Origin of the sequence: Streptomyces sp. MMG1121 (assembly GCF_001280015.1) — a bacterium.
GTDB lineage: Bacteria > Actinomycetota > Actinomycetes > Streptomycetales > Streptomycetaceae > Streptomyces.
Genome location: NZ_LGDV01000195.1, coordinates 43,752 through 66,102 on the forward strand (window position 1 = coordinate 43,752; position 22,351 = coordinate 66,102).

Sequence of the window (22,351 nt, forward strand, 5' to 3'; positions counted from 1 at the left end):
CCCAAAAGCTCCTGAACCACCGCACCTTTCACCAGACTTACGAGAGTCCGCCATGTACGAGCTGTCCCGGGTCCGCCTCTACTCCATCGGTCCTGCCGGTGCGCGCTACGCCGACACCGTGCTTGACCTGCGAGGCGTGGGCGAGCCCGTGCCTGACCCGGCGCCCACGCAGGCGGAGTTCTTCGAGGAGGAGCCGTCCGGCCCGCCGCGCCGGCCCGCGCCCGCGGGCGTGCTGTTCCTGGAGAACGGCGGCGGCAAGTCCGTCCTGCTCAAGCTGATCTTCTCGGTGATGCTGCCGGGCCACCGCAACACCCTCGGCGGCGCCAGCTCCGGCGTGCTGCGCAAGTTCCTGCTCGCCGACGACTGCGGGCACGTGGCGCTGGAGTGGCAGCATGTGCAGACCGGCGAGTGCGTCGTCGTCGGCAAGGCCAGCGAGTGGCGCGGACGGCAGGTCTCCAACGACCCGCGCAAGTTCGCCGAGGCCTGGTACTCCTTCCGGCCCGGCCCCGGCCTGAGCCTGGACAACCTGCCGGTCGCCGAGTCCACCGCCGTACGGCCGCCCGTCGAGGGCGCCTCGGGCGCCCAGGGCCGGCGCCGCACCATGAAGGGCTTCCGCGACGCCCTCATGGAGGCGGGCAAGGCCTACCCGCACCTGGAGGTGCACTGGGAGGAGATCCACGACCGCTGGATCGAGCACCTCGGCGACCTCGGCCTCGACCCCGAACTCTTCCGCTACCAGCGGGAGATGAACGCCGACGAGGGCGAGGCGGCCGGCCTTTTCGCGGTCAAGAAGGACTCCGACTTCACCGACCTGCTGCTGCGCGCGGTCACCGACACCCGGGACACCGACGGTCTCGCGGACCTCGTCAGCGGCTTCGGCAACAAGCTCGGCCGGCGCGCCGAGCTGATCGCCGAACGGGACTTCACCGCAGGGTCGGTCGACCTGCTCGGCCGGATCGTCGAGGCCGCCGAGGCGCGCTCACGCGCGCGTGACGTCCACGCCGGCGCCGAGCGCCGCACCCGCACGCTGGCCCGGCGGCTGTCGGCCCGCGCGGTGCGGGAGCGGGTGCGGGCCGGCGACCTCGCGCAGCGCGTGACGGCCGCCGCGTACGCCGTCACCCACTCGGAGGGCGCGCGCGAGCGCAGCGCCCTGATCGCCGCCGAACTCGCCTACCGGCACGCCTCTTTGGCGCTCGCCGCCGCCGAGAAGTCCGCCGCCGCGCAGAAGCGCGAGCTGGCCGACGCCCGCACCCTGCACTCCGCCTGGCAGGCCGCCGAGGCCGCGCTGCGGCACCGCGCCGCCGCCGACCGTGTCGCGCGCGTCTCCGCCGCCATCCAGGAGGCCGAGCGGGACGCCGCGCCCGCGCTCGCCGCCCGCGCCAAGGCCGCCGTGGATCTCGTACGGGCCCTGCACGCGGCAGCCGAGAGCGCCGAGACCCTTGCCAACGAGGGGGAGGAACGCTCGGCCGCTCTCCAGGAGGCCGGCGACAGCGCCCACCGGGACTCCACCAGCGCCGCCACCGAGGCGCAGCGTGCCCGCAGTGAGGCCGGACACCTGCGCCAGCGCCTCGCCGAGGTCGAGCAGGAGACCGCGGAGGCGGTCCGCGCGGGCTGGCTCGACGACAGCGCCCCGGACGCCGACCCGGCCCGGGCCGCGCTCGCCGCCAGCGACGCCGAGAAGACCGCCGTGGCCGCCTGGGACGCGGCCCGCGAGGCCGCCCGCAAGGTCACCGAGCACGCGCGCGAGGCGGCCTCCGCCGAGTCCCGCGCGGAACTGACGGCGGCCCGCGCGGCGGATGCGGCGACGGCGGCCGGACGGGCCCACGAGGCCGAACAGCGGCTCGCCGAGTCGCTGGCCGCCGAGGAGCGGCTCGCCGAACTGCTGAGCCTGCCGGGTACGCCGGGCCGGGCGCGGGTGCCGGGCCCCCGGACCGACGCGGACGACGACACGCGGGGGGGCTCCGCCCCCGAGACGGGCTCCGCCACCGAGGGCCCCCTCCTGGCCGAGGAACTCGACCGCTTCGCGGACGAGCTGCGCGAACTCCTCGACGACGCCGTGACGACCGCCGAACGACACCTCTTCGAACTGCGCACCGCGGCCGCCGACGACGCCCGGATCCTCGGCGCGCTCGGCGACGGCGGGCTGCTGCCGCCCGGCCCGGACGTGCTGGCCACGGTGGAGTTCCTCGGCGAGCACGGCATCCCCGCCCTGCCCGGCTGGCGCTATCTCGCGCAGGCCGTCGATCCCGCCGACCACGCGCGCGTGCTCGCCGCCCGGCCGGAACTGGTCGACGGCGTGATCATCACCGACCCGGACACGCACGCGCGTGCCCGCGAGACCCTCGGCGCCGCCGCCCTGCTGCCCCGCTCCACCGTGGCCGTCGGCACGGCCGCAGCCCTGCTCGCTCCGCCCCCGGCCGCCGACGCCTCCTCCGGTGACGTCTTCCTGGTACCGCCGAACCCGGCCATGCACGACGAACTCGCCGCCGACGAGGAGCGGCACGCGCTGCGCGCGCGGGCCACCGAGCGCGACGACGAGATCCGCACCCTGGCCGCGCGGCTCGGCAAGGACCGTGAACTGGCCGCCCGGCTCGCCTCCTGGCGCTCCGGATGCCCCGCCGGACGTCTCATCGAACTGGCGCGGGCCGCCGAGGAGGCCCGCGCGTTCGCCGAGGAGTCCGAGGCGGAACTGGCCGAGGCCCGCTCCGCGCGCACGGAGGCCGACGAGGCCGCCGCCGAGGCCGCCCAGGTGCGCGACGAGCGTCAGGAGGCCGCGCAGAAGGCCCGCCGTGCCGCCGACGCCCTCGCCGGCCTCGCCTTCCGGCTCCGCGAGCGCGCCGGCTGGCAGGTCAAGCTGCGCGAACTGGCCGATGACGCCGCCGAGTCCGAGGCCCGCGCCCAGTCCTGCCTGGACCGTGCCCGGGCCGCCGACGAGGACCGCCGCGCCGCCCAGCGCGCCGCCGACGACGCCCGTCGCACCGCCCGTGCGCTGCGCGCCGAGCGCTCCGAGATCGCCGGCGCCCCCGACGACGTACCGCAGGACGGCGCGGACGCCCCGAAGGCGTCCCTGCCCGCGCTCCGCGAGGCCTACCGGGCTGCCTCACAGGTGTACGAGAAGGTCGGTGTCGGTGCCGACCTGCGTGCCGAGCAGGCGCGCGCGGAGAGCGACGAGAGCGCCGCCCGCGCCGAGCTGGACCGGCTCAGCAACAAGGTCCGCACCCGCGCCGAGCAGCTGCTGGAGTCGCCCGACGGCTCCGACGGTCCTTCCCGGCAGGCGGCCGCCGCGCGCGCGGAGGAGCTGGTGCAGCTCCTGGAGACCCGTATGTCCACCGCGAGCGAGCAGCTCGGCCGGCTGCGTGGCGAGGCCGAGCGGCACGCGCCCGAGGACGGCGAGGCACACACCGAGCTGGCCGACGAACTCGTCCCGCGCGACGCCGAGCACGCGCAGGCGCTCCTGCGCACCGCGACAGCCGAACTCACGGCCCGCACCGAGGCGTTGGCGGAGGCCCGCGAGGCGCACGCCGAGCTGCTGGACGCGCACCGGGCCGCCGAGGACGCGGCCGGCGGCTTCGACGAGATCGCCGCGATGCTCCGTGACCTGTTGCGCGAGCACGTCCCGGAGGAGGACCAGGAGGAGCCGGAGCCGTACCCCGGCAGCCTGGAGGAGGCCCGGCACTCCGCGGCCGAGGCCCGCCGCTCGCTGCGCGGCTGCGCCGCCGACCTGTCCGCCGCCGAGGCGGCCGTCCGCGAGGCGAGCGACGTCCTGGTCCGGCACGCCAACTCCACGCGCTACGAGCAGGTCCGCACCCCCGCCCGGCAGCAGATCCGTGAACTGCCCGCCGCCGCACTGCCCGAGCACGCCCAGAAGTGGGCCGAAGCCTTCGCGCCCCGACTGCGGGTCCTGACCGACGAGCTGGCGCAGCTGGAGCGCAACCGGGAGTCGATCGTGGACCGGCTGCGCGGGCTGGTCGAATCCGCCCTCGCCACGCTGCGCTCCGCCCAGCGGCTCTCCCGGCTGCCCGAGGGGCTCGGTGAGTGGTCCGGGCAGGAGTTCCTGCGCATCCGCTTCGAGGAACCCAACCAGGCCACGCTCACCGAACGCCTCGGCGAGGTCATCGACGAGGCCACGCGCGCGGCCGTGAAGAAGAACTCCGACCTGCGCCGCGACGGCATGTCCCTGCTGCTGCGGGGCACCGCCGCCGCGCTCCAGCCGAAGGGCGTGGCGGTCGAGATCCTCAAGCCCGACGCCGTGCTGCGCGCCGAGCGGGTCCCCGTCGGCCAGATGGGCGACGTGTTCTCCGGGGGTCAGCTGCTCACCGCGGCCATCGCGCTGTACTGCACGATGGCCGCACTGCGCAGCAATGACCGGGGCAGGGACAAGCAACGGCACGCCGGCACGCTGTTCCTGGACAATCCGATCGGCCGCGCCAACGCGACGTACCTGCTGGAACTCCAGCGGGCCGTGTCCGACGCCCTCGGCGTGCAGCTGCTGTACACCACCGGGCTGTTCGACACGACCGCGCTCGCCGAGTTCCCGCTGGTCATCCGCCTGCGCAACGACGCCGACCTGAGGGCGGGCCTGAAGTACATCAGCGTGGAGGAGCACCTCAGGCCCGGGCTGCCGCAGCAGCCCCGGGCCGGAGAAGCGGTGCACAGCGAGATCACGGCGACGAGGATGTTCAAGAAGCAGGTGTGAGGGTCACGCGTCCTCTTTCAGCAGGTCCGCGCACTTCTCGCCGATCATCATCGTCGTGATGCACGGGTTGACGGCGATCAGGTCCGGCATCACCGACCCGTCGGCCACCCGCAGTCCTTCGACCCCCTTGACCCGCAGCCGCGGGTCCAGCGGGGCCGAGGGGTCGTCGTCGGCACCCATCTTCACCGTGCAGGACGGGTGGTAGACGGTGTTGTGCGTCTTGTGGATGTAGTCCAGCAGCTCGTCGTCCGTCCGCACGTCCGGACCCGGCGCCAGCTCAGCGCCGGTCCAGCCGCCGAGCGCGGGCTGCGCGGCGATACGGCGGGCCAGCCTCAGCCCGTAGGTCATCACCCGCACATCGTGCTCGTGCGTGAAGTACCGCGGATCCACCTTCGGTTTGTCCCGGAAATCCCGGGTGCGCAGCCGAACCGTGCCGCGCGACTTCGCCTTCGTCACATTGGGCGTCAGACAGAACGCGTTCTCCGAGGTGGGGTAGCCCCAGCGCGCGGTGTTCATGTCGAAGGGCACGGAGCCGTAGTGGAACATCAGGTCGGGCCGGTCCAGGCCGGGCTCGGTGTCGTAGAAGATGCCCGCCTCCCACCACTGGCTCGACGTGGTGGTCATGGGCTGCTTCGCCTCCCACATGATCACGCCCTCGGGGTGGTCCTGGAGGTTCTCGCCGACACCGGGGGAGTCGACGACGACCTCCACGCCCACCTCGCGCAACTGCCCGGCCGGTCCGATGCCGGACAGCATCAGCAGCTTCGGGGAGTCGATCGAGCCGCACGAGACGATCACCTCGCGCCGGGCCCGTACCGTGCGGGTGTGCACCAGGTCGGGGTCCAGGTACTCGGCGCCCACGCACCGTCGGCCCTCCAGCACCAGCTTCTTCGCCCGCGCCCCGGTGCGGATGTCCAGATTCGGACGTTTTCCCATCACCGGGTGCAGATAGGCGACCGATGAGGACTGGCGGGTGTTGTTCTCGTCGGAGTTGATCTGGAACCAGTTGGCCCCGCGCACCACCGTCGTACCGGTGTTGAACGGGACCGTGGGTATGCCGGCCTGCGCGCACGCCTCCAGCAGGGCGGCGCCGCACGGGTCCCCGCCCTTCAGCGTGCGCAGCTTCACCGGGCCGGTGCGGCCGTGGTGACCGCCGGGCGCGTCGTTGTTCTCCAGCCGGCGGTAGAGCGGGAACAGGTCGGCCGCGCTCCAGCCCGTGCAGCCGTGGGCCGCCCAGTCGTCCAGGTCCTCGGCCGGTGCCCAGAAGGCGATGCAGGAGTTGTGCGACGAGCAGCCGCCGAGCACCTTCGCGCGCGCGTGCCGCATAAAGCTGTTGCCGCTGTCCTGCGGTTCGACCGGGTAGTCCCAGTCGTAGCCGGACTCCAGCAGCCCCATCCAGCGCTCCAGTCTGAGGACGTCGTCGTCGCCGACGTCGCTCGGGCCCGCCTCCAGGACGCACACCGTCACGGACGGGTCCGCGGAGAGCCGCGCCGCCACCACGTTGCCCGCCGTGCCGCCGCCGACCACCACGTAGTCGAACTCATCGATGCTCATGTGACCTCCTTGCCGGGATCAGTCGGCCGCCGGGGCGGCGAGGGGACTCGACGGGGCCGTGGACGTGGCCTCCAGGCGGTGTTCGGCGAGCACGCCGGTGCGGTGGCGCTGGACGAACCAGTAGTACGCGAAGCCGCCCCCCGCGATGACCGCGACGAACAGCACCGCGCCCCAGCGCAGATACCAGTGGTACGGCGCGCTCGCGTTGTAGACCGCCCCGCGCGGCCAGATGAGGTTGATCGTCATGGCCGCGCCCCACACCACCGCGACGATGTTGACGAGCAGTCCCCATCGGCCCAGGGAGAACCTGCCCTGGCCCGCCGGCCGCCAGGTGCCGCGCAGCCGGGCCACCAGCATCGGTGCGGTGACGCCCAGATAGGCGAGGTAGATCATGATGATGCCGATGCTGGTGACGACCGTGAAGATCTGCGGCTGGCGGATGTTGACCACGAGGATCGCCAGCGCCAGCACGCCGATGATCACGGCCGGCAGCACCGGGGTCTGGAAGCGCGGGCTGACCCGGGCCATCAGCGAGGACGCCGGCAGGTTGTTGTCCCGGGCCATCGCGAACGCCAGCCGGATGGCGGCCGTGTGCACGGCCAGCGCGCACACCGTGACCGCGATCAGCACGCACCACAGCATCGCCTTGCCGGCCGTCGGACCGAGCACGTCGAGCACGACGTACTGCAGACCGTCCGTGGAGAGCTTCCCGCTCTTGAGGTTGGAAACGCTCATCAGCGCCAGGAGCAGCACCAGTCCGCCCAGGACGAAGGAGGCGACGATCGCCCGGATGATGGCGCGCGGGGCGTTCCGGGACGGGTCGAGGGACTCCTCGCCGAGCGAGGCGGCGGTGTCGAAGCCGTACATGACGTACGCCGAGGCCAGCGAGGCCACCAGGAAGGCGCCGAGATAGCCGGTCGAGTAGCCCGCGCCGGTGTGGTTGGTCTGCAGGACGACCTGCGGGCCGCGGGTGATGTGGACGGCGAACAGGATGATCAGTACGACGGTGGCGATCAACTCGATGAACACGCCCGCCGTGTTGATCGTGGCCATCAACTTGACGCCGAACGCATTGACCAGCGTGGTGAACAGGATCAGCACGGTGGCCAGGACGACCGCGTTGGTGGCCACGTCGTACTTGCCGGTACCGTCCCCGACGAACTGGAAGGTGGATGAGATCTGCGGCAGGGTCAACTGGTAGGCCAGCGCGACCGCCGCGATGGACACGATGGACGCGATCAACATCATCCACCCGGCCAGCCAGCCGAGGTGGGCGTTGCCGATCTTCTTCGACCAGTTGTAGACCGAGCCGGCCACCGGGTAGCGGGCGGCGAGTTCGGCGAAGCACAGGGCGACCGCGAACTGGCCGGCGAACACCATCGGCCACGACCACCAGTAGGCCGGTCCGCCGCTGCCGTAGCCGAAGTAGAACAGCTGGAAGGTGCCGGTCAGGATCGAGATGTAGCTGATCCCGGCGGCGAAGGTGTGGAAATTGCCGAGCGTGCGCTTGAGTTCGGGTCGGTAGCCGAACTCGGCGAGTTCGGCGTCGTCGTGGTCGTGCGGGCCTGGCGATTGCTTCGTGGCTGTCATCAGCGGACTCCTCTGGCCGTCAGTCGAACCAGCCCTGCGGTGCCGGCGCGGTGGTGCGCCAGATGTGCTTCGTCTCGCGGTACTCGGCGAGCCCCGCCGGTCCGAGTTCCCGCCCGAAGCCGGACTGCTTGTAACCACCCCATTCGGCCTGCGGCACATACGGGTGGTAGTCGTTGATCCAGACCGTGCCGAGCCGCAGCCCGGCCGCGACCCGGGCGGCGCGGGCCTCGTCCCCGGTCCACACGGCGCCCGCGAGGCCGTAGACCGTGTCGTTGGCGAGCCGCACGGCCTCCTCCTCGGTGGTGAACCGCTCGACGGTCAGCACCGGTCCGAACGACTCCTCCCGGACCACCGACATACCGCTCGCGCAGTCGTCCAGGACGGTCGGGAGGTAGTAGAAACCCTCGTCAAAGCCGGGTCCGGAGGGCCGGGCGCCGCCGCAGCGCAGCACGGCGCCCTCCGTGATCCCCCGGGCCACGTAGGCCTCGACCTTCGCCCGGTGGGCCGCCGAGATCAGCGGCCCGGTCTGCGCGCGGTCGTCGAACGGCCCGCCCGGCCGGATCCGCCGGGCCCGCCGCACGATCTCGTCCACGAACCGGTCGTGCAGCGCGTCCTCGACCAGCAGCCGGGCCCCTGCCGAGCACACCTGTCCGGAGTGCAGGAACACCGCCGTCAGTGCCATGTCGACCGCGGCCTCGAAGTCGGCGTCCGCGAAGACGATGTCGGGGTTCTTCCCGCCGAGTTCGAGCGCGACCTTCTTCACCGTCCCGGCCGCCGCGGCCATCAGCCGGCGGCCGGTGTGCAGCCCGCCGGTGAAGGAGACAAGGTCCACGTCCGGATGGTCGCCGAGCGGAGCGCCCGCCTCCGGACCGGCGCCCAGCACCAGATTGGCCACGCCCGGCGGCAGCCCGGCCTCCGCCAGCAGCCGGAGCAGGTGGATCGCCGTGTGCGGGGTCAGCTCGCTCGGCTTCAGCACGAAGGTATCGCCCGCCGCGAGGGCCGGAGCGACCTTCCACGCCGTCTGGAGCAGCGGATAGTTCCAGGGCGTGATCAGGGCGCAGACGCCGACCGGTTCGTACACCACGCGGCTGTCGACGTCCGCGCGGCCGGTGTCGATCACCCGGCCGGTCTCGCACGCGACCAGCCGCGCGAAGTAGCGGAAACAGTTGACCACATCGTCAATGTCGTACCGGCTCTCCACCAGTCGCTTGCCGGTGTCAAGAGATTCGGCGCGGGCCAGGGCGTCCTTGTCGCGGACGAGGAGGTCCGCGACCCGCAGCAGCAGGTCGCCGCGCTCCGTCGCCGGTGTCCGTGGCCAGGGGCCCGTGTCGAAGGCGCGCCGGGCCGCCGCGATCGCCTCCACGGTGTCCTTGCCGCCGGCCTCGTCCACGACGGCGACCAGGGAGCCGTCGGCGGGACAGCGGATCTCCCGGGTGCGCCCGTCCAGGGCGCCGCGCCACGTGCCGTCGATGAAGAGGTCAGGCATGGGCGTCTCCCAGCCGGTGCCGGAGCCATTCGTGGAAGATCCCGATGTGATGCTCGTTGGGAACCAGCACCCCGCCGTCGCGGTACGCGCGCGAGGACATCGCCGGCTGGGTGCGCTCGCACGCCTGGAAGTCCTGCACATTGACGCGGTGGAACAGCTCCACGGACTTCTCGACGTCCGCGCCCGACGCCACCACCTCCGGCGCGTACAGCCAGTCGCACTCCACCACCGTGCGGTCCTCGGCCAGCGGGAACATGCGGTGCAGGATGACGTGGTCCGGGACGAGGTTGACGAACACGGTCGGCTTGACGGTGATCGCGTAGTAACGGCGGTCCTGGTCGGGCCCGACCTCGGGCAGCTTGGCGAAGCCCGCGCTGCCGTCGACCGTGAACCCCTTGATCTGCGCGCCGAACTCCGCGCCGTGGCCGACGTAGTACTGGGCGGCGTACCCGTCCGCGAACTCCGGGAGCACCTCGGTGAGTTCGGGGTGGATGGTCGCGCAGTGGTAGCACTCCATGAAGTTCTCGACGATCAGCTTCCAGTTGGCCCGTACGTCGTAGGTGACGCGCTTGCCGAGGGCCAGGCGCTCGGTGCCGTAGTGCTCGATGGCGGCGGCGTCGCCGAGCCGCTCCACGGCCGCGGACATCACGGTGTCCTCGAAGGAGGGCGGTTCGACGGCCAGGCACACCCAGGCGTAGCCGAGCCATTCACGCAGAGACACCTTGATCAATCCGTACTCGACTCGATCAATGTCCGGCATCTTGATCAAGTTGGGCGCGGCGATCAACCTGCCGTCAAGGTCGTACGTCCATGCGTGGTACGGGCATTGCAGACTGCGGCGCACCTCGCCGGACTCCTCGGTGCACAGCCGCGCGCCCCGGTGCCGGCACACGTTCAGGAAGGCGCGCAGCGCACCCGTGCGCGTGCGGGTGATGATGACGCTCTCGCGGCCCACCTGGACCGTACGGAAGGCTCCCGGTCGGTCCAGGTCGGCGCTGCGGACCGCGCAGAACCACAGGGATTCGAAGAGTTTCTCCTGCTCCTGCCGGAAGATCTCCGGGTCGGTGTAGTAGCGGCCCGGGAGTGTCGCGATGAGGCTCGGGGAGGTCGGGGTCGTCGTCACGGGCGGGCTCCTCAGGCGGGCGCGGCGGCGAGGCGGGCGGGGTCGGACAGGCCGATCGGGTGGGCGGTCGAGCCGGTCAGTGCCAGATCGGCCGGGATCTCGCCGACGGCCGGCACGAACGTGAAGCCGTGCCCGGAGGACCCGCCGGCCACGGTGACCGACTCCGGGTGGACGGGGTGTCGGGCGGTCACGAAGTGCTCGTCCGTGGTGGTGGTGTACCTACAGGTGGCGGCCTTCAGGAAGGTGCCCGGCAGATCCGGGATGCACCGGGACATCTGATCCGCCATGGCCCGGACCTCGTCCTCGTGCACCGTCCGGTCGATCGTCTCCGGCGTCGTGACCGGGCCGTTCCTGAAGAAGGCGACCTTGGCGCCGAGTGCGGGCCCGTCGATGGCCGGAAAGCCGTACACCCGGACGCCGGCCTCGTCCTCCCCGAGGCAGACCGGATGGTGGTCCGGCACGAACGGCCCGGTGCCGCCCTTCGGCTGGAACCAGTACATGACGTCGTAAGACGGTGACACGGGCGCCTCCTAGCGACGGATCCGGCTCATCTCCGGGTCGAACAGGGGCTCGTCGGCGACCGTGGCCGGCACCTTCTCGCCGAAGTACTCGACGTGCACGCCGGTCCCGGCGGTGAGACCGGCCGGCAACCAGGCGTAGGCGACACAGCGGCCGAGCGTGTAGCCGTACGACGCGCTGGTGACGTAGCCGGCCGGACGGCCGCCGACATAGACGGGCTCCTTGCCGAGGACCACGGCGGCGGGATCGTCGAGGAGCAGCGGCGTGAGCCGGCGGACGGGCTCTTCGGCCCGTGCGAGTGCCGCCCCGCCGACGAAGTCCTCCTTGTCCCCGCGCACCGCGAAGCCGAGGCCCGCCTCGAACGGGGTGTGCTCGTCGGTCATGTCGGTGCCCCAGGCGCGGTAACCCTTCTCCAGCCGCAGGGAGTTGAACGCGGAGCGGCCCGCGGCGATCACGCCGAGGTGCTGCCCCGCCTCCCACAGCGTGTCCCAGAGCCTGAGGCCCAGGTCGGCGGTGGTGTACAGCTCCCAGCCCAGCTCGCCGACGTAGCTCAGCCGCATCGCCGTCACCGGCACGTGCCCGACGTACGTCTGTTTCGCCCGGAAGTAGCCGAAGCCTGCGTGGGAGAAGTCGTCGCGGGTCAGCGGCTGGACGAGGTCACGGGCCAGGGGCCCCCACACGCCGATGCAGCAGGTGCCGGCGGTGATGTCCCGGATCCCCACGTCGGCAGGCGCGTGGCGCAGCAGCCAGTCCAGGTCGGCGGGGGAGTTGGCGCCGACCTGGAAGCGGTCGGGGGCGAGGCGGGCGACGGTGAGGTCGGAGCGGATGCCCCCGGTCTCGTCCAGCAGGAGTGTGTAGGTGACCGCGCCGGGCTTCTTGCGGAGGTTGTTGCTGGTCATGCGGTCCAGGAAGGCGAGGGCGCCGCGGCCGGTCACCTCCAGGCGGCGCAGCGGCGTCATGTCGTACAGGGCGACCTGCTCGCGGGTCGCCCGGGCCTCGGCGGCGGCGATCGGCGACCAGTAGCGGGCCGACCAGGCATCGCGCTCGGGGAGGTCGCCGAGGGCGTCCACGAGCGGGGCGTTCGCCTCGTACCAGTGCGGACGCTCCCAGCCGGTGCCCTCCAGGAAGAAGGCGCCGAGTTGCTGCTGACGGGCGTAGAAGGGACTGACCCGCAGCGGGCGCGGCCGCTGCATCGGCTGGAGCGGATGCAGGACGTCGTACACCTCGACGAACTGCTGTGAACCGCGCTCACGGACGTACGCCGGTGAACGCTGCGCTTCCTCGAACCGCGTGAGGTCGCACTCGTGCACGTCGACGGACGGCCGCCCCTCGACCATCCATTCGGCGACCGCCTTCGCCACTCCGGCGGAGTGCGTCACCCACACCGCCTCGGCCAGCCAGAACCCCCGCAGCCGCCGCGCCTCCCCGAGGACCGGCATGCCGTCCGGGGTGAAGGAGAACACCCCGTTGAACCCGGTCTCGATCTGCGCATCGCGCAGGGCGGGCAGCAGCTCGCGGCAGTCCTCCCAGCTCGGCGCCCAGTCCTCGGCGGTGAACGGGTACGAGGACGGCATCTCCATGTCCCGGGCACGCGCCGCGTCGTAGGCCGGGACGGCGAACGGGTCCACGGGCAACGGCCGGTGCGCGTACGAGCCGATGCCGATGCGGTCGGTGTGCTCGCGGAAGTACAGATCGCGGTCCTGGAAACGGAGGATCGGCCTGGAGGCCTCGGCCGTGGCGCCGGCCAGCTCGGGGAGCGGCTGCGTCCTCGCGTACTGGTGCGCGAGAGGTTGCAGGGGTACGTCGACGCCGGCCATGCGGCCGATGACCGGCCCCCAGAAGCCGGCCGCGGAGACGACGTGGTCGGCGGGGAAGGCACCCCGGTCGGTGACGACCCCGGTGACCCGGCCGCCGTGCTGCTCGATGCCGGTGACGGTGTGGCGGTCCAGGAAGCGGGCGCCGCGCGCGGTGGCCCGGTCCATCTGGGCGCGGGCCGCGAGCACGGCCCTGGCGAGGCCGTCGTCGGGAGTGTGGAGTCCGCCGAGGACGACCGACTCGTCCAGCAGCGGCCAGAGTTCCTTGCAGCGGGCGGTGCCGACGATCTCGCCGCGGATGCCCCAGGCGGCGGCGTAACCGGCCCTGCGGTGCAGGTCGGCCAGGCGCTCGGGAGTCGTCGCGAGTTCGAGGCCGCCGACCCGGTGGAAGCAGGAGACGCCGTCCACGTCGAGGGAACGGAACTTCTCGACGGTGTACCGCGCGAACTCCGTGAGGGTTTTGGAGGGGCTGGTCTGGAAGACGAGCCCGGGGGCGTGGGAGGTGGAGCCGCCCGGGGCGGGCAGCGGACCCTGTTCGAGGACGGTGACGTCGGTCCAGCCGCGGGCGGTCAGCTCGTCGGCGAGGGAACAGCCGACGATGCCGGCACCGATGACGACGACGCGGGAGGTACGGGGGCGATTCCCGGGGGCCTTCACAGCACCACCACCGAGCGCAGCACCTCACCGCGGTGCATCTTGCCGAACGCCTCCTCGACCTGGTCCAGGGCGATCGTCTCGGAGACGAACGCGTTGAGGTCGAGCAGGCCGTACAGGTACTGGTCGATCAGGAAGGGGAAGTCCCGGCTCGGCAGACAGTCGCCGTACCACGAGGACTTGATCGCGCCGCCGCGCGAGAAGACGTCGATCAGCGGGAGGTCCACCTTCATCTCGGGGGACGGGACGCCCACCTGGACGAGCAGGCCAGCGTGGTCGCGCATGTAGAAGGCCTGCTGGAACGTCTCGGGCCGGCCGACCGCGTCGATCGCGATGTCCACACCGTGGCCGTCGGTGAGTTCCCGCACCGCCTCGATCGGGTCCGTGCCCCGGGAGTTGACGGTGTGGGTGGCGCCGAACTTCTCCGCCTGGTCGAGCTTCCTGTCGTCGATGTCCACGGCGATGACCTTCATGGCGCCGTTCAGGCAGGCGCCCGCGATGGCCGCGTTGCCGACCCCGCCGCAGCCGATGACGGCGACCGAGTCACCGCGGCCCACCTGGCCGGTGTTGACCGCCGCGCCGTAACCGGCCATCACCCCGCAGCCGATGAGACCGGCCGCCTCGGGGCGCGCGGCCGGGTCGACCTTCACTGCCTGACCTGCCGCGACCAGCGTCTTCTCGGCGAAGGCCCCGATGCCGAGGGCGTTGCTGAGCGGGGTGCCGTCCAGCAGGGTCATGGGCTGCGCGGCGTTGCGGGAGTCGAAGCAGTACCAGGGCCGGCCCCGGCGACAGGAACGGCAACTGCCGCAGGGTGCCCGCCAGGCCAGCACCACATAGTCGCCGGGCTCGAGATCCGTGACACCCGCTCCGACCGACTCGATCGTGCCGGCCGCCTCGTGGCCCAGCAGGAACGGGAATTCGTCGTTGATCGCGCCCTCCCGGTAGTGGAGGTCCGTGTGGCACACCCCGCACGCCTGGACGTCGACCAGGACCTCGCCGGGGCCCGGATCGGGGACGACGATCGTCCGCACCTCGACGGGTGCGCCCTTCTTGACGGCAACTACGGCACGGACCTCGTGTGGCACGACAAGCTCCTCTGCTGTTGCGCATTGCACGATGGGTTGCGCGATGGGGAACATACTGAGAACGGCGTCACGGGGCCGTCAAGGGGTGCGCGTTAACCCTTGGCAAAAGGCATCCGGGGGGCGAAACCTGTCGGACACATGCCCCGGACGCACGGCGGCGCGGGACCGGGAACGTCCCGGTTCCGCGCCGCTGCGCGTCTGCTGTGAACGCCTCTCGTGCGTGCGCCCGGATCTCGTCGGGGGTGTCCGCCAGCCCTCCGTCAGAAGCCGTAGCCCATCCGGCGGGACAGTTCGGCCCCGGCTGCCACCGTCCGTTTCGCCACCTCCGGCAGCCGGTCCGGATTGAGCCGGTACACCGGCCCCGAGACGCTGATCGCGGCGATCACCTTGCCGTCGTGCGCGCGCACCGGTGCCGCTACGGCGGCGAGCCCCAGCTCCAGCTCCTCGATCGTGACGCCGTACCCCTGCTCGATCACGGCCTCCAGCTCGGCGCGCAGCATTCCCGCGCCGGTGACCGTGCGGTCCGTGAACCGCGGCAACGACCGCGCCAGCAGGCCTTCGCGCAGGGTGGGCGGCATGTGCGCGAGCAGTACCTTGCCGCTGGACGTGGCGTGCAGCGGGGTACGTCTGCCCAGCCAGTTCTGCGCGGTGACCGATGCGGTACCGCGGGCCTGCATGATGTTGACGGCCGCGTCGTCGTCGAGCACGGCGATGTTCACCGTCTCGCCCAGCTCGTCGGCGACCTCCCGGCAGACCGGGACGCCCTCCTGGGAGATGTCCAGCCGCACTGCCGCCGCCCCCGCCAGGCGCAGTACGCCGGCTCCCAGGTAGTACTTGCCGCGGTCCTTCGCCTGGGCCACCAGGCCGCGGTTCTCCAGGACGCCGAGCAGCCGGAACGCCGTGGACTTGTGCACGTCCAGCGCCTCGGCGATCTCGGTGACGCCCGCCTCGCCGTGCCGGGCGAGGATCTCCAGCACGCTCACGGCGCGGTCCACCGACTGCACCGCGCTGGCCGCGCCGCGGCCGTGCCGCTCCGGCGCCCTGGGCTTCTGCGTGGTCTCCTCGGTGCGGTCAGACTGCTTCTGCGTGCGGGTCATGGCTCAACTCTCACCACCTGTGGGCCCGGTTCGGGCCGCATCTGCGGGAAGCCCTTGACGCGACGGTCGTCCCGCCCGGATTCTGTTGCGCATAGCGCTAGCTCGTGCGCCATGCGAAACATCATGTTACCGAAGCGTCCGGATCCAGGAAGGGTGCGGACCGCCCGGGACATCAGAACCACCCGGATCGACCGGACCGAGGACGGCCCGGCATTCCAGCATCGCTCCGTCGGGCCGGACCGCCGCAGGTCCGGGCTCCCGGCCGCATCCCTGACGCCTGCATCCAGCAGGTCCCGGACCGAGTGTCCCGGACCGAGAGGGGGGCCCGTGATTCCCGTCTGCCGCCTCGAAGACCTCCCCGAGGGCGAGTCCGTCCGCATCGGGACCACCCCGCCCGTCGCCGTGTTCCGCACCGAAGACGGCGGGCTGTACGCCATCGACGACACCTGCACCCACCAGGACGCGTCCCTCTCCGAGGGCTGGCTGGAGGGCTGCCTGGTCGAATGCCCGCTGCACGCCGCGTCCTTCGACCTGCGCACCGGCGAACCGACCTGTCTGCCGGCCCGGCGCCCCGTCCGCACCCACCGCGTCACGGTCGAGGACGGCATCATCCACGTCCACCTCACCGTCGAGAAGGGCACGGCCGCATGAGCACCGCCTTCGGCCGGTCCGGCCGCGGGACCGCCGCCGTCCGCCGCGACGGCCGGCCGAACACCACGCTCGACCGGTGCCGGCGCGCGCGTACCGCGGTCGGCGGGTACGGCACCGGAGGCGTCGTTTCCGGCCGGTACGGCACCAGGAACGCAGCCTTCGGCCGGTACGGCCGTCCGAACCCCGCCCCCGGCCCGCACGATCACGTGAACCCCCGCCGTCCCGCCCCCGCCGTCAACGCCAGGAGCCGTGCCCTATGAGGACCGTGACCATCGTCGGCGCCTCCCTCTCCGGGCTCTACGCCGCCCGTGAGCTGCGCGCCCAGGGCTTCGACGGCCGACTGGTGATCGTCGGCGAGGAACCCCACCGTCCCTACGACCGGCCTCCCCTCTCCAAAGACTTCCTCACCGGCCGCGCCGACGAGGAGCAGCTCGCCCTCGCCGACGCCGACGAGACCGCCGGGCTCGACGCCGAGTGGCTGCTCGGCGTCCGCGCCCGTGGCCTCGACCCGCGCGGCCGGACCGTCCTGCTCGGCGACGGCCGTACGGTGTCCACCGACGGCGTCGTCATCGCCACGGGGGCCGCCGCCCGCAGGCTGCCGGGTGACCGCCTCGTCGGTGTCCACACGCTGCGGACCCTGGAGGACGCCCGTGCCCTGCGTGCCGAACTCGTCCGGGGACCCCGCCGGATCGTCGTGATCGGCGGTGGTTTCATCGGCGCCGAGACCGCTTCCTCCTGCGCCGGGCTCGGCCACGCGGTCACCGTGGTCGAGGCCGCTGCGCTGCCGCTGGTGCCCCAACTCGGGCCGGACATGGCCGCCGTGTGCGCCGCCCTGCACCGCCGCGGCGGGGTGGAGCTGCTCACCGGCACCGGCGTGGCCGGGCTGCGCGGCACCGGCGCCGTCACCGGAGTCGCCCTCAGCGACGGCCGCACCCTGCCCGCCGACATCGTGATCGTCGGCATCGGCGCCACCCCCCACACGTCCTGGCTGGCCGGCTCCACGATCGCCCTGCACGACGGTGTGCTGTGCGACGAAGGCTGTGTGACGGCCCTGCCCCAGGTCGTCGCGGTCGGCGACGTCGCCCGCGTCGGCGGCGCCCGGGCCGAGCACTGGACCTCCGCCACCGAACAGCCCCGCGTGGCCGTGACCAATCTGCTCGCCGGCCGCACCCTGGAAACAGCGCGCACCGTGCCGTACTTCTGGTCCGATCAGTACGGCTCCCGCATCCAGTTCGCAGGCCGGTACCGCGTCGGCGACACCGTCCAGGTCACCGAGGGCGAGGCCACCGGCGGCGGCCCCGGCGAGGCCGGCTTCCTCGCCCGCTACGAACGGGACGGCCACACCGTCGCCGTCCTCGGAGTGGACCGGCCCCGCGCCTTCATGAAGGCCCGCCGCGAACTTGGGCGGGGGGAGCGGCCACGAGCCGAACCGGCCGTGCTGTGACGGTGAGCGGGCGGAGCCGTGCCGGCCGAGGTCAGAGGTGGGACAGCTGACCGGTGCCGCCCCGCCTGCGTATCCGCTCCTGTTCACGCAGGGCCGCCCGCTCGCGGCGCCGGCGGGCACGGCGCTCACGGCGCAGTGCCCGGGCCGTGCTGCTGGGCTCGGAGACCACGCCGTAGCGCTGGCTCCACACCTGGCGGGTGACCCACACGTCGACCACCGCCCAGGTGGCCACCACCGTGCTCACCACGCTGCTGATCACCATGGGGAACGCCAGCCAGGACCCGGCCATCGTGCACAGGAAGGCCACCATCGCCTGTATCAGCGTCACCGAGATGATCAGGAGTGCCCGCACCGCCGCCGTACGCACTGGATCGGGCATCGGGTGCCGCCGGGCCGGCTCCTCGATCCACAACGGCCGGTGATCCGGCCGCCGTTCACCGCCTGCGGACTCCCCGACGCGCCGCTCGCGCGCCGGAATGTCGCGATCCGGCTCCCCGTACCCCCGCCGCGCCGCCGAGCGCTCCGCCACGCGCTCCTCGGGCGCTTCGCGCTGCCCCGCCGTCCCCATCACCGTGTCACTCCCCACCGCCGGCAGACCGCTCGCCCCGGAGTCTGCGGACTCCGACTCCCCAGTGGCTGCCCGGCTTGCGCAGTTTTACGCCGCCGGAGTGCGGGATGCGGCACCTGTGGCCCATTCCGCCCCCATTTCCCGTAGAGAAGGACGAACGAGATCGCCTGAAGATTCCCCGCCAACGCAAAAATCCGGCCAACCGCCAGGCCGGGACATCACGGTCGGGCCGGGCGCGGCCACCTGAACGCGGTGGCAATCTCCCGCAATGCCCGGACAACTCGCCATGTCTCACCGACGGAGCGGAAGTTCGCCCTCCGGACATGTCTTCGAGTTAACTGTGAGGCGGTAGTAGGCTCGCGCCGTTTGTTGACGCAATGTGCACCCCCGTCCGGCGGGGGTCGAGCTGGGGGAGGCCATGCGCTTTCGCGGGAAGTCGATCCGCCGGAAGATCGTGGCGCTGCTTCTCGTGCCGCTGGTGTCCCTGGCCTCCATCTGGGGCTTCGCCACGGTACTCACGGGGCGTGAGGTCGCCCGGCTGTTCCACGCCACCGACATCACGAAGGACATCGGCTACCCCGCCGAGGACACCGTCCGCGCATTGCAGCAGGAACGTCGCCAGACCCTCGTCTATCTCGCCGACCCCCGCGCCGCCGACGCGCTGTCCGCGCTGCAGCGCACCCGCACCGCCACCGACCGGGCGGTCGCCGAGATCCGCAGGAACGCCGGGGACCACGGCGGCGCCCACGGCATGGGGGCGGCCGGCGGTGAACGCCTCACCACGGTCCTGGACTCCTTCGACGGGCTCGACTCCCTGCGCCGCAGCGTCGAGCAGGGAACGGTCAACCGTGCCCAGGCCTTCGACCTCTACAACCGTCTCGTCGACCCCTGCTACACGCTGCTCGACGCCCTCGAAGGCGTGGACGACGTCGAGATGGACAAACAGGCCCGCGCGATGGTCAACGTCACCCGCGCGCGCGAGCTGCTCTCCCGCGAGGACGCCCTGCTGGGCTCCTCCCTCGTCGTCGGCCGGCTGACCCGCGACGAGACCCGCGACATCTCCGATCTCGTCGCCCAGCGCACCCTGCTGTACGACATCAGCCTGCCGCTGCTGCCCGCCGCCGAGCGCGATCGCTACGAACGCTTCTGGAAGAACGCCGCCACCGCCCCGCTGCGCACGGCCGAACAGTCCGTCATCGGCGCGGAATCCGGCACGCCCCGCGGCATCACCGCCAAGAGCTGGGACTCCGCCGCGGCGGGCGTCCTGGACGAACTCGGCACCCTGGACGACCAGGCCGGCGACCGTTTCCAGGACCGTACCCGCCCAGTGGCCATGATCGTCATCCTGCAGGCGGCCGTCGCGGGCCTCCTCGGTCTGATCGCCCTCCTGGTCTCCATCGTCCTCTCCGTCCGGATCGGCCGCAGCCTCATCCGCGACCTGCGCCAGTTGCGCCTGGAGGCGCACGAGGCCTCCGGTGTCCGGCTGCCCAGCGTGATGCGCCGCCTGTCCGCCGGTGAACGCGTCGACGTCGAGACCGAGGTGCCGCGCCTGGAGTACGACAAGAACGAGGTCGGCGAGGTCGGCCAGGCCCTCAACACCCTCCAGCGCGCCGCCGTCGAGGCCGCCGTCAAACAGGCCGAACTGCGCGCCGGCGTCTCGGAGGTGTTCGTCAACCTCGCCCGCCGCAGCCAGGTGCTGCTGCACAAACAGCTCACCCTGCTCGACACCATGGAACGCCGGACCGAGGACACCGACGAGCTCGCCGACCTCTTCCGCCTGGACCACCTCACCACCCGTATGCGCCGGCACGCCGAGGGGCTGGTGATCCTCTCCGGCGCCGCACCTTCCCGGCAGTGGCGCCGCCCGGTCCAGCTGATGGACGTCGTCCGGGCCGCCGTGGCCGAGGTCGAGGACTACGAACGCATCGAGGTACGGCGGCTGCCGCGGGTCGCCGTCACCGGCCCGGCCGTCGCCGACCTCACGCACCTCGTGGCCGAACTCCTGGAGAACGCCACCGTCTTCTCGCCCCCGCACACCGCCGTCCAGGTCCTCGGCGAGCGCGTCGCCAACGGCTTCACCCTGGAGATCCACGACCGGGGGCTCGGGATGACGGCCGAGGCACTTCTGGACGCCAACCTGCGCCTCGCCGAGACCCCCGAGTTCGAGCTGTCCGACACCGACCGGCTCGGCCTCTTCGTGGTCAGCCGCCTCGCCCAGCGCCAGAACGTCCGGGTCTCCCTCCAGCCGTCGCCCTACGGCGGCACCACCGCCGTCGTGTTCATCCCCGACGCGCTGCTGAGCGACGACGTACCGGACACCAACGGCCTCGGCTTCCGCCTGGACCGCGACCGCCCGGCGCCGGAGGTCGGGCAGGCGGCGGGCCGCTCCGCGACACCGGTGCAGCGGCCCGGCCTGCCGACCTCCCTGCTCGACGGCCCGGTGGAGTTGGAGGCACCCGTCGATCTCGACGCCCTCGACGACTTCCCCGGCGTCCTGGCGGACGAGGACAGCGAGCGCGGCGGACTGTTCCGGCCCCGCCGCCCCCACTCCCTCGACGACGACCGGGCGGAGGCCTCCGCGTCCGCCGACCGTCTGCCGCGTGACACGGCCGGCGACCGCGGACCCGTACCGCTGCCGCGCCGTCAGACACCCAAACTGGTCAGCTCGCACGGCAAACCCGTCACCGACCAGCGCTCCCGCCGCGCCGAACCCGACGCGCAGCCCTCCGCCGGTCCCCGCCGCCCCGACCCCGGGAGCCTCGCCCCGCTGCCCGCCCGCCGACGCGGCACGGCCGCCCGGCGCACCGGCGAACTCACCGACCGCGTCGAGGCGGAAGGCGGACCGACCCGCACCGGCGGCGCCGACGAGCCCCCCGGGATCCCGGCACTGCCCCGCCGCACCCGCCCCAGGGCGACCGCCGCGGACGGTCCCGGCGACCCGGGCACGTCCGGCGGTACGGCACCTTCCGGATCGTCCGCACCTTCCGGATCGTCCGCACCTTCGGGACCTTCCGAACTGTCCGGTGAAGAGGACCGGTCCGGCAGCGGCCCGGCCCTGCCGACGGGCGACACGACCGGGTCCGCCGACGGGGCTTCGCCTGTCGTGGATGCGTACCGGTCCGATGACCCGTCGTCGCCCGTCGCCGACGCGGTCCGACTCGGCGACGCGTCTTCGTCCGCCGCCGGCACGGCCCGCTCCGGTGAAACGTTCCCGTCGGCCGCCGACGTATCCCCGCCGAGCGGCGCCGGAGCCCTCGCCGGTGGTGACGTACCCTCGACACGCGACACCGCAGACCTCGCCCGCTCCGACGGCTCCTCGCCCGACGGCACCGCAGACCTCACCACCGGCGACGGGCCTGTCCGGCCGGCCGTGGAGCCGGACGGTACCGGGGCGCTGCCCCGGCGGGTGCGTCAGGCCAGCCTGGCTCCGCAGCTCAGGCAGGACGCCGTACGACGCGCCCAGCGGCCGGAGCGGCCCGCCGACCGCGACGCCGAGGAGGTCCGCAGCCGGATGGCCTCGCTCCAACGCGGCTGGCAGCGCGGCCGGGAGGAGAACGCCGAGGGCGACGGGTCCCGGAACGGCACAGCACCAGGAACGACTAAGGGGGACGGTCGATGACCGCACCGAAGGCCACCGGCCACACGGCGACGAACAAGGGGGAGCTGAACTGGCTCCTGGACGACCTCGTCGACCGGGTCGCCAGCATCCGCAAGGCCGTCATCCTGTCCGGCGACGGGCTGCCCATGGGCGCGTCGAAGGACCTGACCAGGGAGGACGGCGAGCATCTGGCCGCCGTGGCGTCCGGTTTCCACAGCCTCGCCAAGGGCGTGGGCCGCCACTTCGACGCGGGCACCGTCCGGCAGACGGTGGTCGAGCTGGACGGCGCCTTCCTGTTCGTCACCGCCGCCGGCGACGGCAGCTGTCTCGCCGTCCTCTCGGACGCCGACTCGGACGTCGGGCAGGTCGCCTACGAGATGACGCTCCTCGTCAAGCGGGTCGGCGTGCATCTGGGCACCGCCCCGCGCACCGATCTGCCCGCGGGCGGGTAGTGGGATGACATGAGCGTGAG

At 72.6% G+C, this 22,351-nt stretch carries 14 protein-coding genes and 1 pseudogene; 6 read left to right on the plus strand and 9 right to left on the minus strand.

The window, feature by feature from the left end; translation table 11 throughout:
- Positions 1-52 precede the first annotated feature (52 nt).
- Positions 53-4,696 carry a hypothetical protein gene (locus ADK64_RS22830; protein ID WP_053661710.1) on the plus strand — a complete coding sequence of 1,548 codons (4,644 nt, stop codon included), beginning with the start codon at positions 53-55 and terminating at the stop codon, positions 4,694-4,696.
- A 3-nt stretch (positions 4,697-4,699) separates the two neighbouring features.
- Here ADK64_RS22830 and ADK64_RS22835 read toward each other — a convergent pair whose 3' ends face one another.
- The 8 genes and pseudogenes from ADK64_RS22835 to ADK64_RS22870 form a co-directional block, all read right to left on the minus strand.
- Positions 4,700-6,250: a GMC family oxidoreductase gene (locus ADK64_RS22835; RefSeq protein ID WP_053661711.1), complete on the minus strand. Its 1,551-nt coding sequence runs from the start codon at positions 6,248-6,250 to the stop codon at positions 4,700-4,702.
- 18 nt (positions 6,251-6,268) lie between these two features.
- Positions 6,269-7,840, minus strand: a complete 1,572-nt coding sequence (locus tag ADK64_RS22840) for an APC family permease (RefSeq protein ID WP_053661712.1) — start codon at positions 7,838-7,840, stop codon at positions 6,269-6,271.
- A gap of 19 nt (positions 7,841-7,859) precedes the next feature.
- Positions 7,860-9,326: an aldehyde dehydrogenase family protein gene (locus ADK64_RS22845; RefSeq protein ID WP_053661713.1), complete on the minus strand. Its 1,467-nt coding sequence runs from the start codon at positions 9,324-9,326 to the stop codon at positions 7,860-7,862.
- Positions 9,319-10,449, minus strand: coding sequence for an aromatic ring-hydroxylating oxygenase subunit alpha (locus ADK64_RS22850; RefSeq protein WP_234384681.1), 1,131 nt, complete (start codon positions 10,447-10,449; stop codon positions 9,319-9,321). Before ADK64_RS22850 ends, ADK64_RS22845 begins: the two co-directional genes overlap by 8 nt.
- Before the next feature lie 11 nt (positions 10,450-10,460).
- Positions 10,461-10,973, minus strand: a pseudogene (locus ADK64_RS22855) (FAD-dependent oxidoreductase); the annotation flags it as partial.
- Positions 10,974-10,979: 6 nt separating this feature from the next.
- Positions 10,980-13,439, minus strand: a complete 2,460-nt coding sequence (locus ADK64_RS22860; RefSeq protein ID WP_053661715.1) for a GcvT family protein — start codon at positions 13,437-13,439, stop codon at positions 10,980-10,982.
- Positions 13,436-14,521 carry an S-(hydroxymethyl)mycothiol dehydrogenase gene (locus tag ADK64_RS22865; RefSeq protein WP_053661716.1) on the minus strand — a complete coding sequence of 362 codons (1,086 nt, stop codon included), beginning with the start codon at positions 14,519-14,521 and terminating at the stop codon, positions 13,436-13,438. The genes ADK64_RS22860 and ADK64_RS22865 overlap by 4 nt, the downstream gene beginning before the upstream one ends.
- A gap of 260 nt (positions 14,522-14,781) precedes the next feature.
- Entirely contained in the window at positions 14,782-15,618 is an 837-nt protein-coding gene (locus ADK64_RS22870; RefSeq protein WP_199829694.1) for an IclR family transcriptional regulator, read from the minus strand.
- Positions 15,619-15,945: 327 nt separating this feature from the next.
- Between ADK64_RS22870 and ADK64_RS22875 the strand changes: the two genes are divergently transcribed.
- The 3 genes from ADK64_RS22875 to ADK64_RS22885 are packed head-to-tail and all read left to right on the plus strand — an operon-like array spanning position 15,946 to position 17,713.
- Positions 15,946-16,269 carry a bifunctional 3-phenylpropionate/cinnamic acid dioxygenase ferredoxin subunit gene (locus ADK64_RS22875; RefSeq protein WP_053661717.1) on the plus strand — a complete coding sequence of 108 codons (324 nt, stop codon included), beginning with the start codon at positions 15,946-15,948 and terminating at the stop codon, positions 16,267-16,269.
- The gene (locus tag ADK64_RS22880) at positions 16,266-16,529 is read left to right on the plus strand and encodes a hypothetical protein (RefSeq protein ID WP_053661718.1); all 264 of its coding nucleotides are present in this window, start codon (positions 16,266-16,268) and stop codon (positions 16,527-16,529) included. Before ADK64_RS22875 ends, ADK64_RS22880 begins: the two co-directional genes overlap by 4 nt.
- The gene (locus tag ADK64_RS22885) at positions 16,526-17,713 is read left to right on the plus strand and encodes an NAD(P)/FAD-dependent oxidoreductase (protein ID WP_199829695.1); all 1,188 of its coding nucleotides are present in this window, start codon (positions 16,526-16,528) and stop codon (positions 17,711-17,713) included. The genes ADK64_RS22880 and ADK64_RS22885 overlap by 4 nt, the downstream gene beginning before the upstream one ends.
- A gap of 31 nt (positions 17,714-17,744) precedes the next feature.
- Here the strand turns inward: ADK64_RS22885 and ADK64_RS22890 are convergent, their stop codons facing one another.
- Positions 17,745-18,281, minus strand: a complete 537-nt coding sequence (locus tag ADK64_RS22890) for a hypothetical protein (protein ID WP_053661738.1) — start codon at positions 18,279-18,281, stop codon at positions 17,745-17,747.
- A 418-nt stretch (positions 18,282-18,699) separates the two neighbouring features.
- Between ADK64_RS22890 and ADK64_RS22895 the strand changes: the two genes are divergently transcribed.
- Both ADK64_RS22895 and ADK64_RS22900 read left to right on the plus strand, forming a co-directional pair.
- Entirely contained in the window at positions 18,700-21,900 is a 3,201-nt protein-coding gene (locus ADK64_RS22895) for a nitrate- and nitrite sensing domain-containing protein (protein ID WP_053661719.1), read from the plus strand.
- Positions 21,897-22,331, plus strand: a complete 435-nt coding sequence (locus ADK64_RS22900; protein WP_053661720.1) for a roadblock/LC7 domain-containing protein — start codon at positions 21,897-21,899, stop codon at positions 22,329-22,331. Before ADK64_RS22895 ends, ADK64_RS22900 begins: the two co-directional genes overlap by 4 nt.
- The last annotated feature ends 20 nt before the right edge of the window (positions 22,332-22,351 follow it).

Bases quoted from the DNA above. Each gene is read 5' to 3' on its own strand.
- ADK64_RS22830 (WP_053661710.1), top strand. From the start codon at position 53: ATGTACGAGCTGTCCCGGGTCCGCCTCTACTCCATCGGTCCTGCCGGT.
- ADK64_RS22835 (WP_053661711.1), bottom strand. From the start codon at position 6,250: ATGAGCATCGATGAGTTCGACTACGTGGTGGTCGGCGGCGGCACGGCG.
- ADK64_RS22840 (WP_053661712.1), bottom strand. From the start codon at position 7,840: ATGACAGCCACGAAGCAATCGCCAGGCCCGCACGACCACGACGACGCC.
- ADK64_RS22845 (WP_053661713.1), bottom strand. From the start codon at position 9,326: ATGCCTGACCTCTTCATCGACGGCACGTGGCGCGGCGCCCTGGACGGG.
- ADK64_RS22870 (WP_199829694.1), bottom strand. From the start codon at position 15,618: ATGACCCGCACGCAGAAGCAGTCTGACCGCACCGAGGAGACCACGCAG.
- ADK64_RS22880 (WP_053661718.1), top strand. From the start codon at position 16,266: ATGAGCACCGCCTTCGGCCGGTCCGGCCGCGGGACCGCCGCCGTCCGC.
- ADK64_RS22885 (WP_199829695.1), top strand. From the start codon at position 16,526: ATGAGGACCGTGACCATCGTCGGCGCCTCCCTCTCCGGGCTCTACGCC.
- ADK64_RS22890 (WP_053661738.1), bottom strand. From the start codon at position 18,281: ATGGGGACGGCGGGGCAGCGCGAAGCGCCCGAGGAGCGCGTGGCGGAG.
- ADK64_RS22895 (WP_053661719.1), top strand. From the start codon at position 18,700: ATGCGCTTTCGCGGGAAGTCGATCCGCCGGAAGATCGTGGCGCTGCTT.
- ADK64_RS22900 (WP_053661720.1), top strand. From the start codon at position 21,897: ATGACCGCACCGAAGGCCACCGGCCACACGGCGACGAACAAGGGGGAG.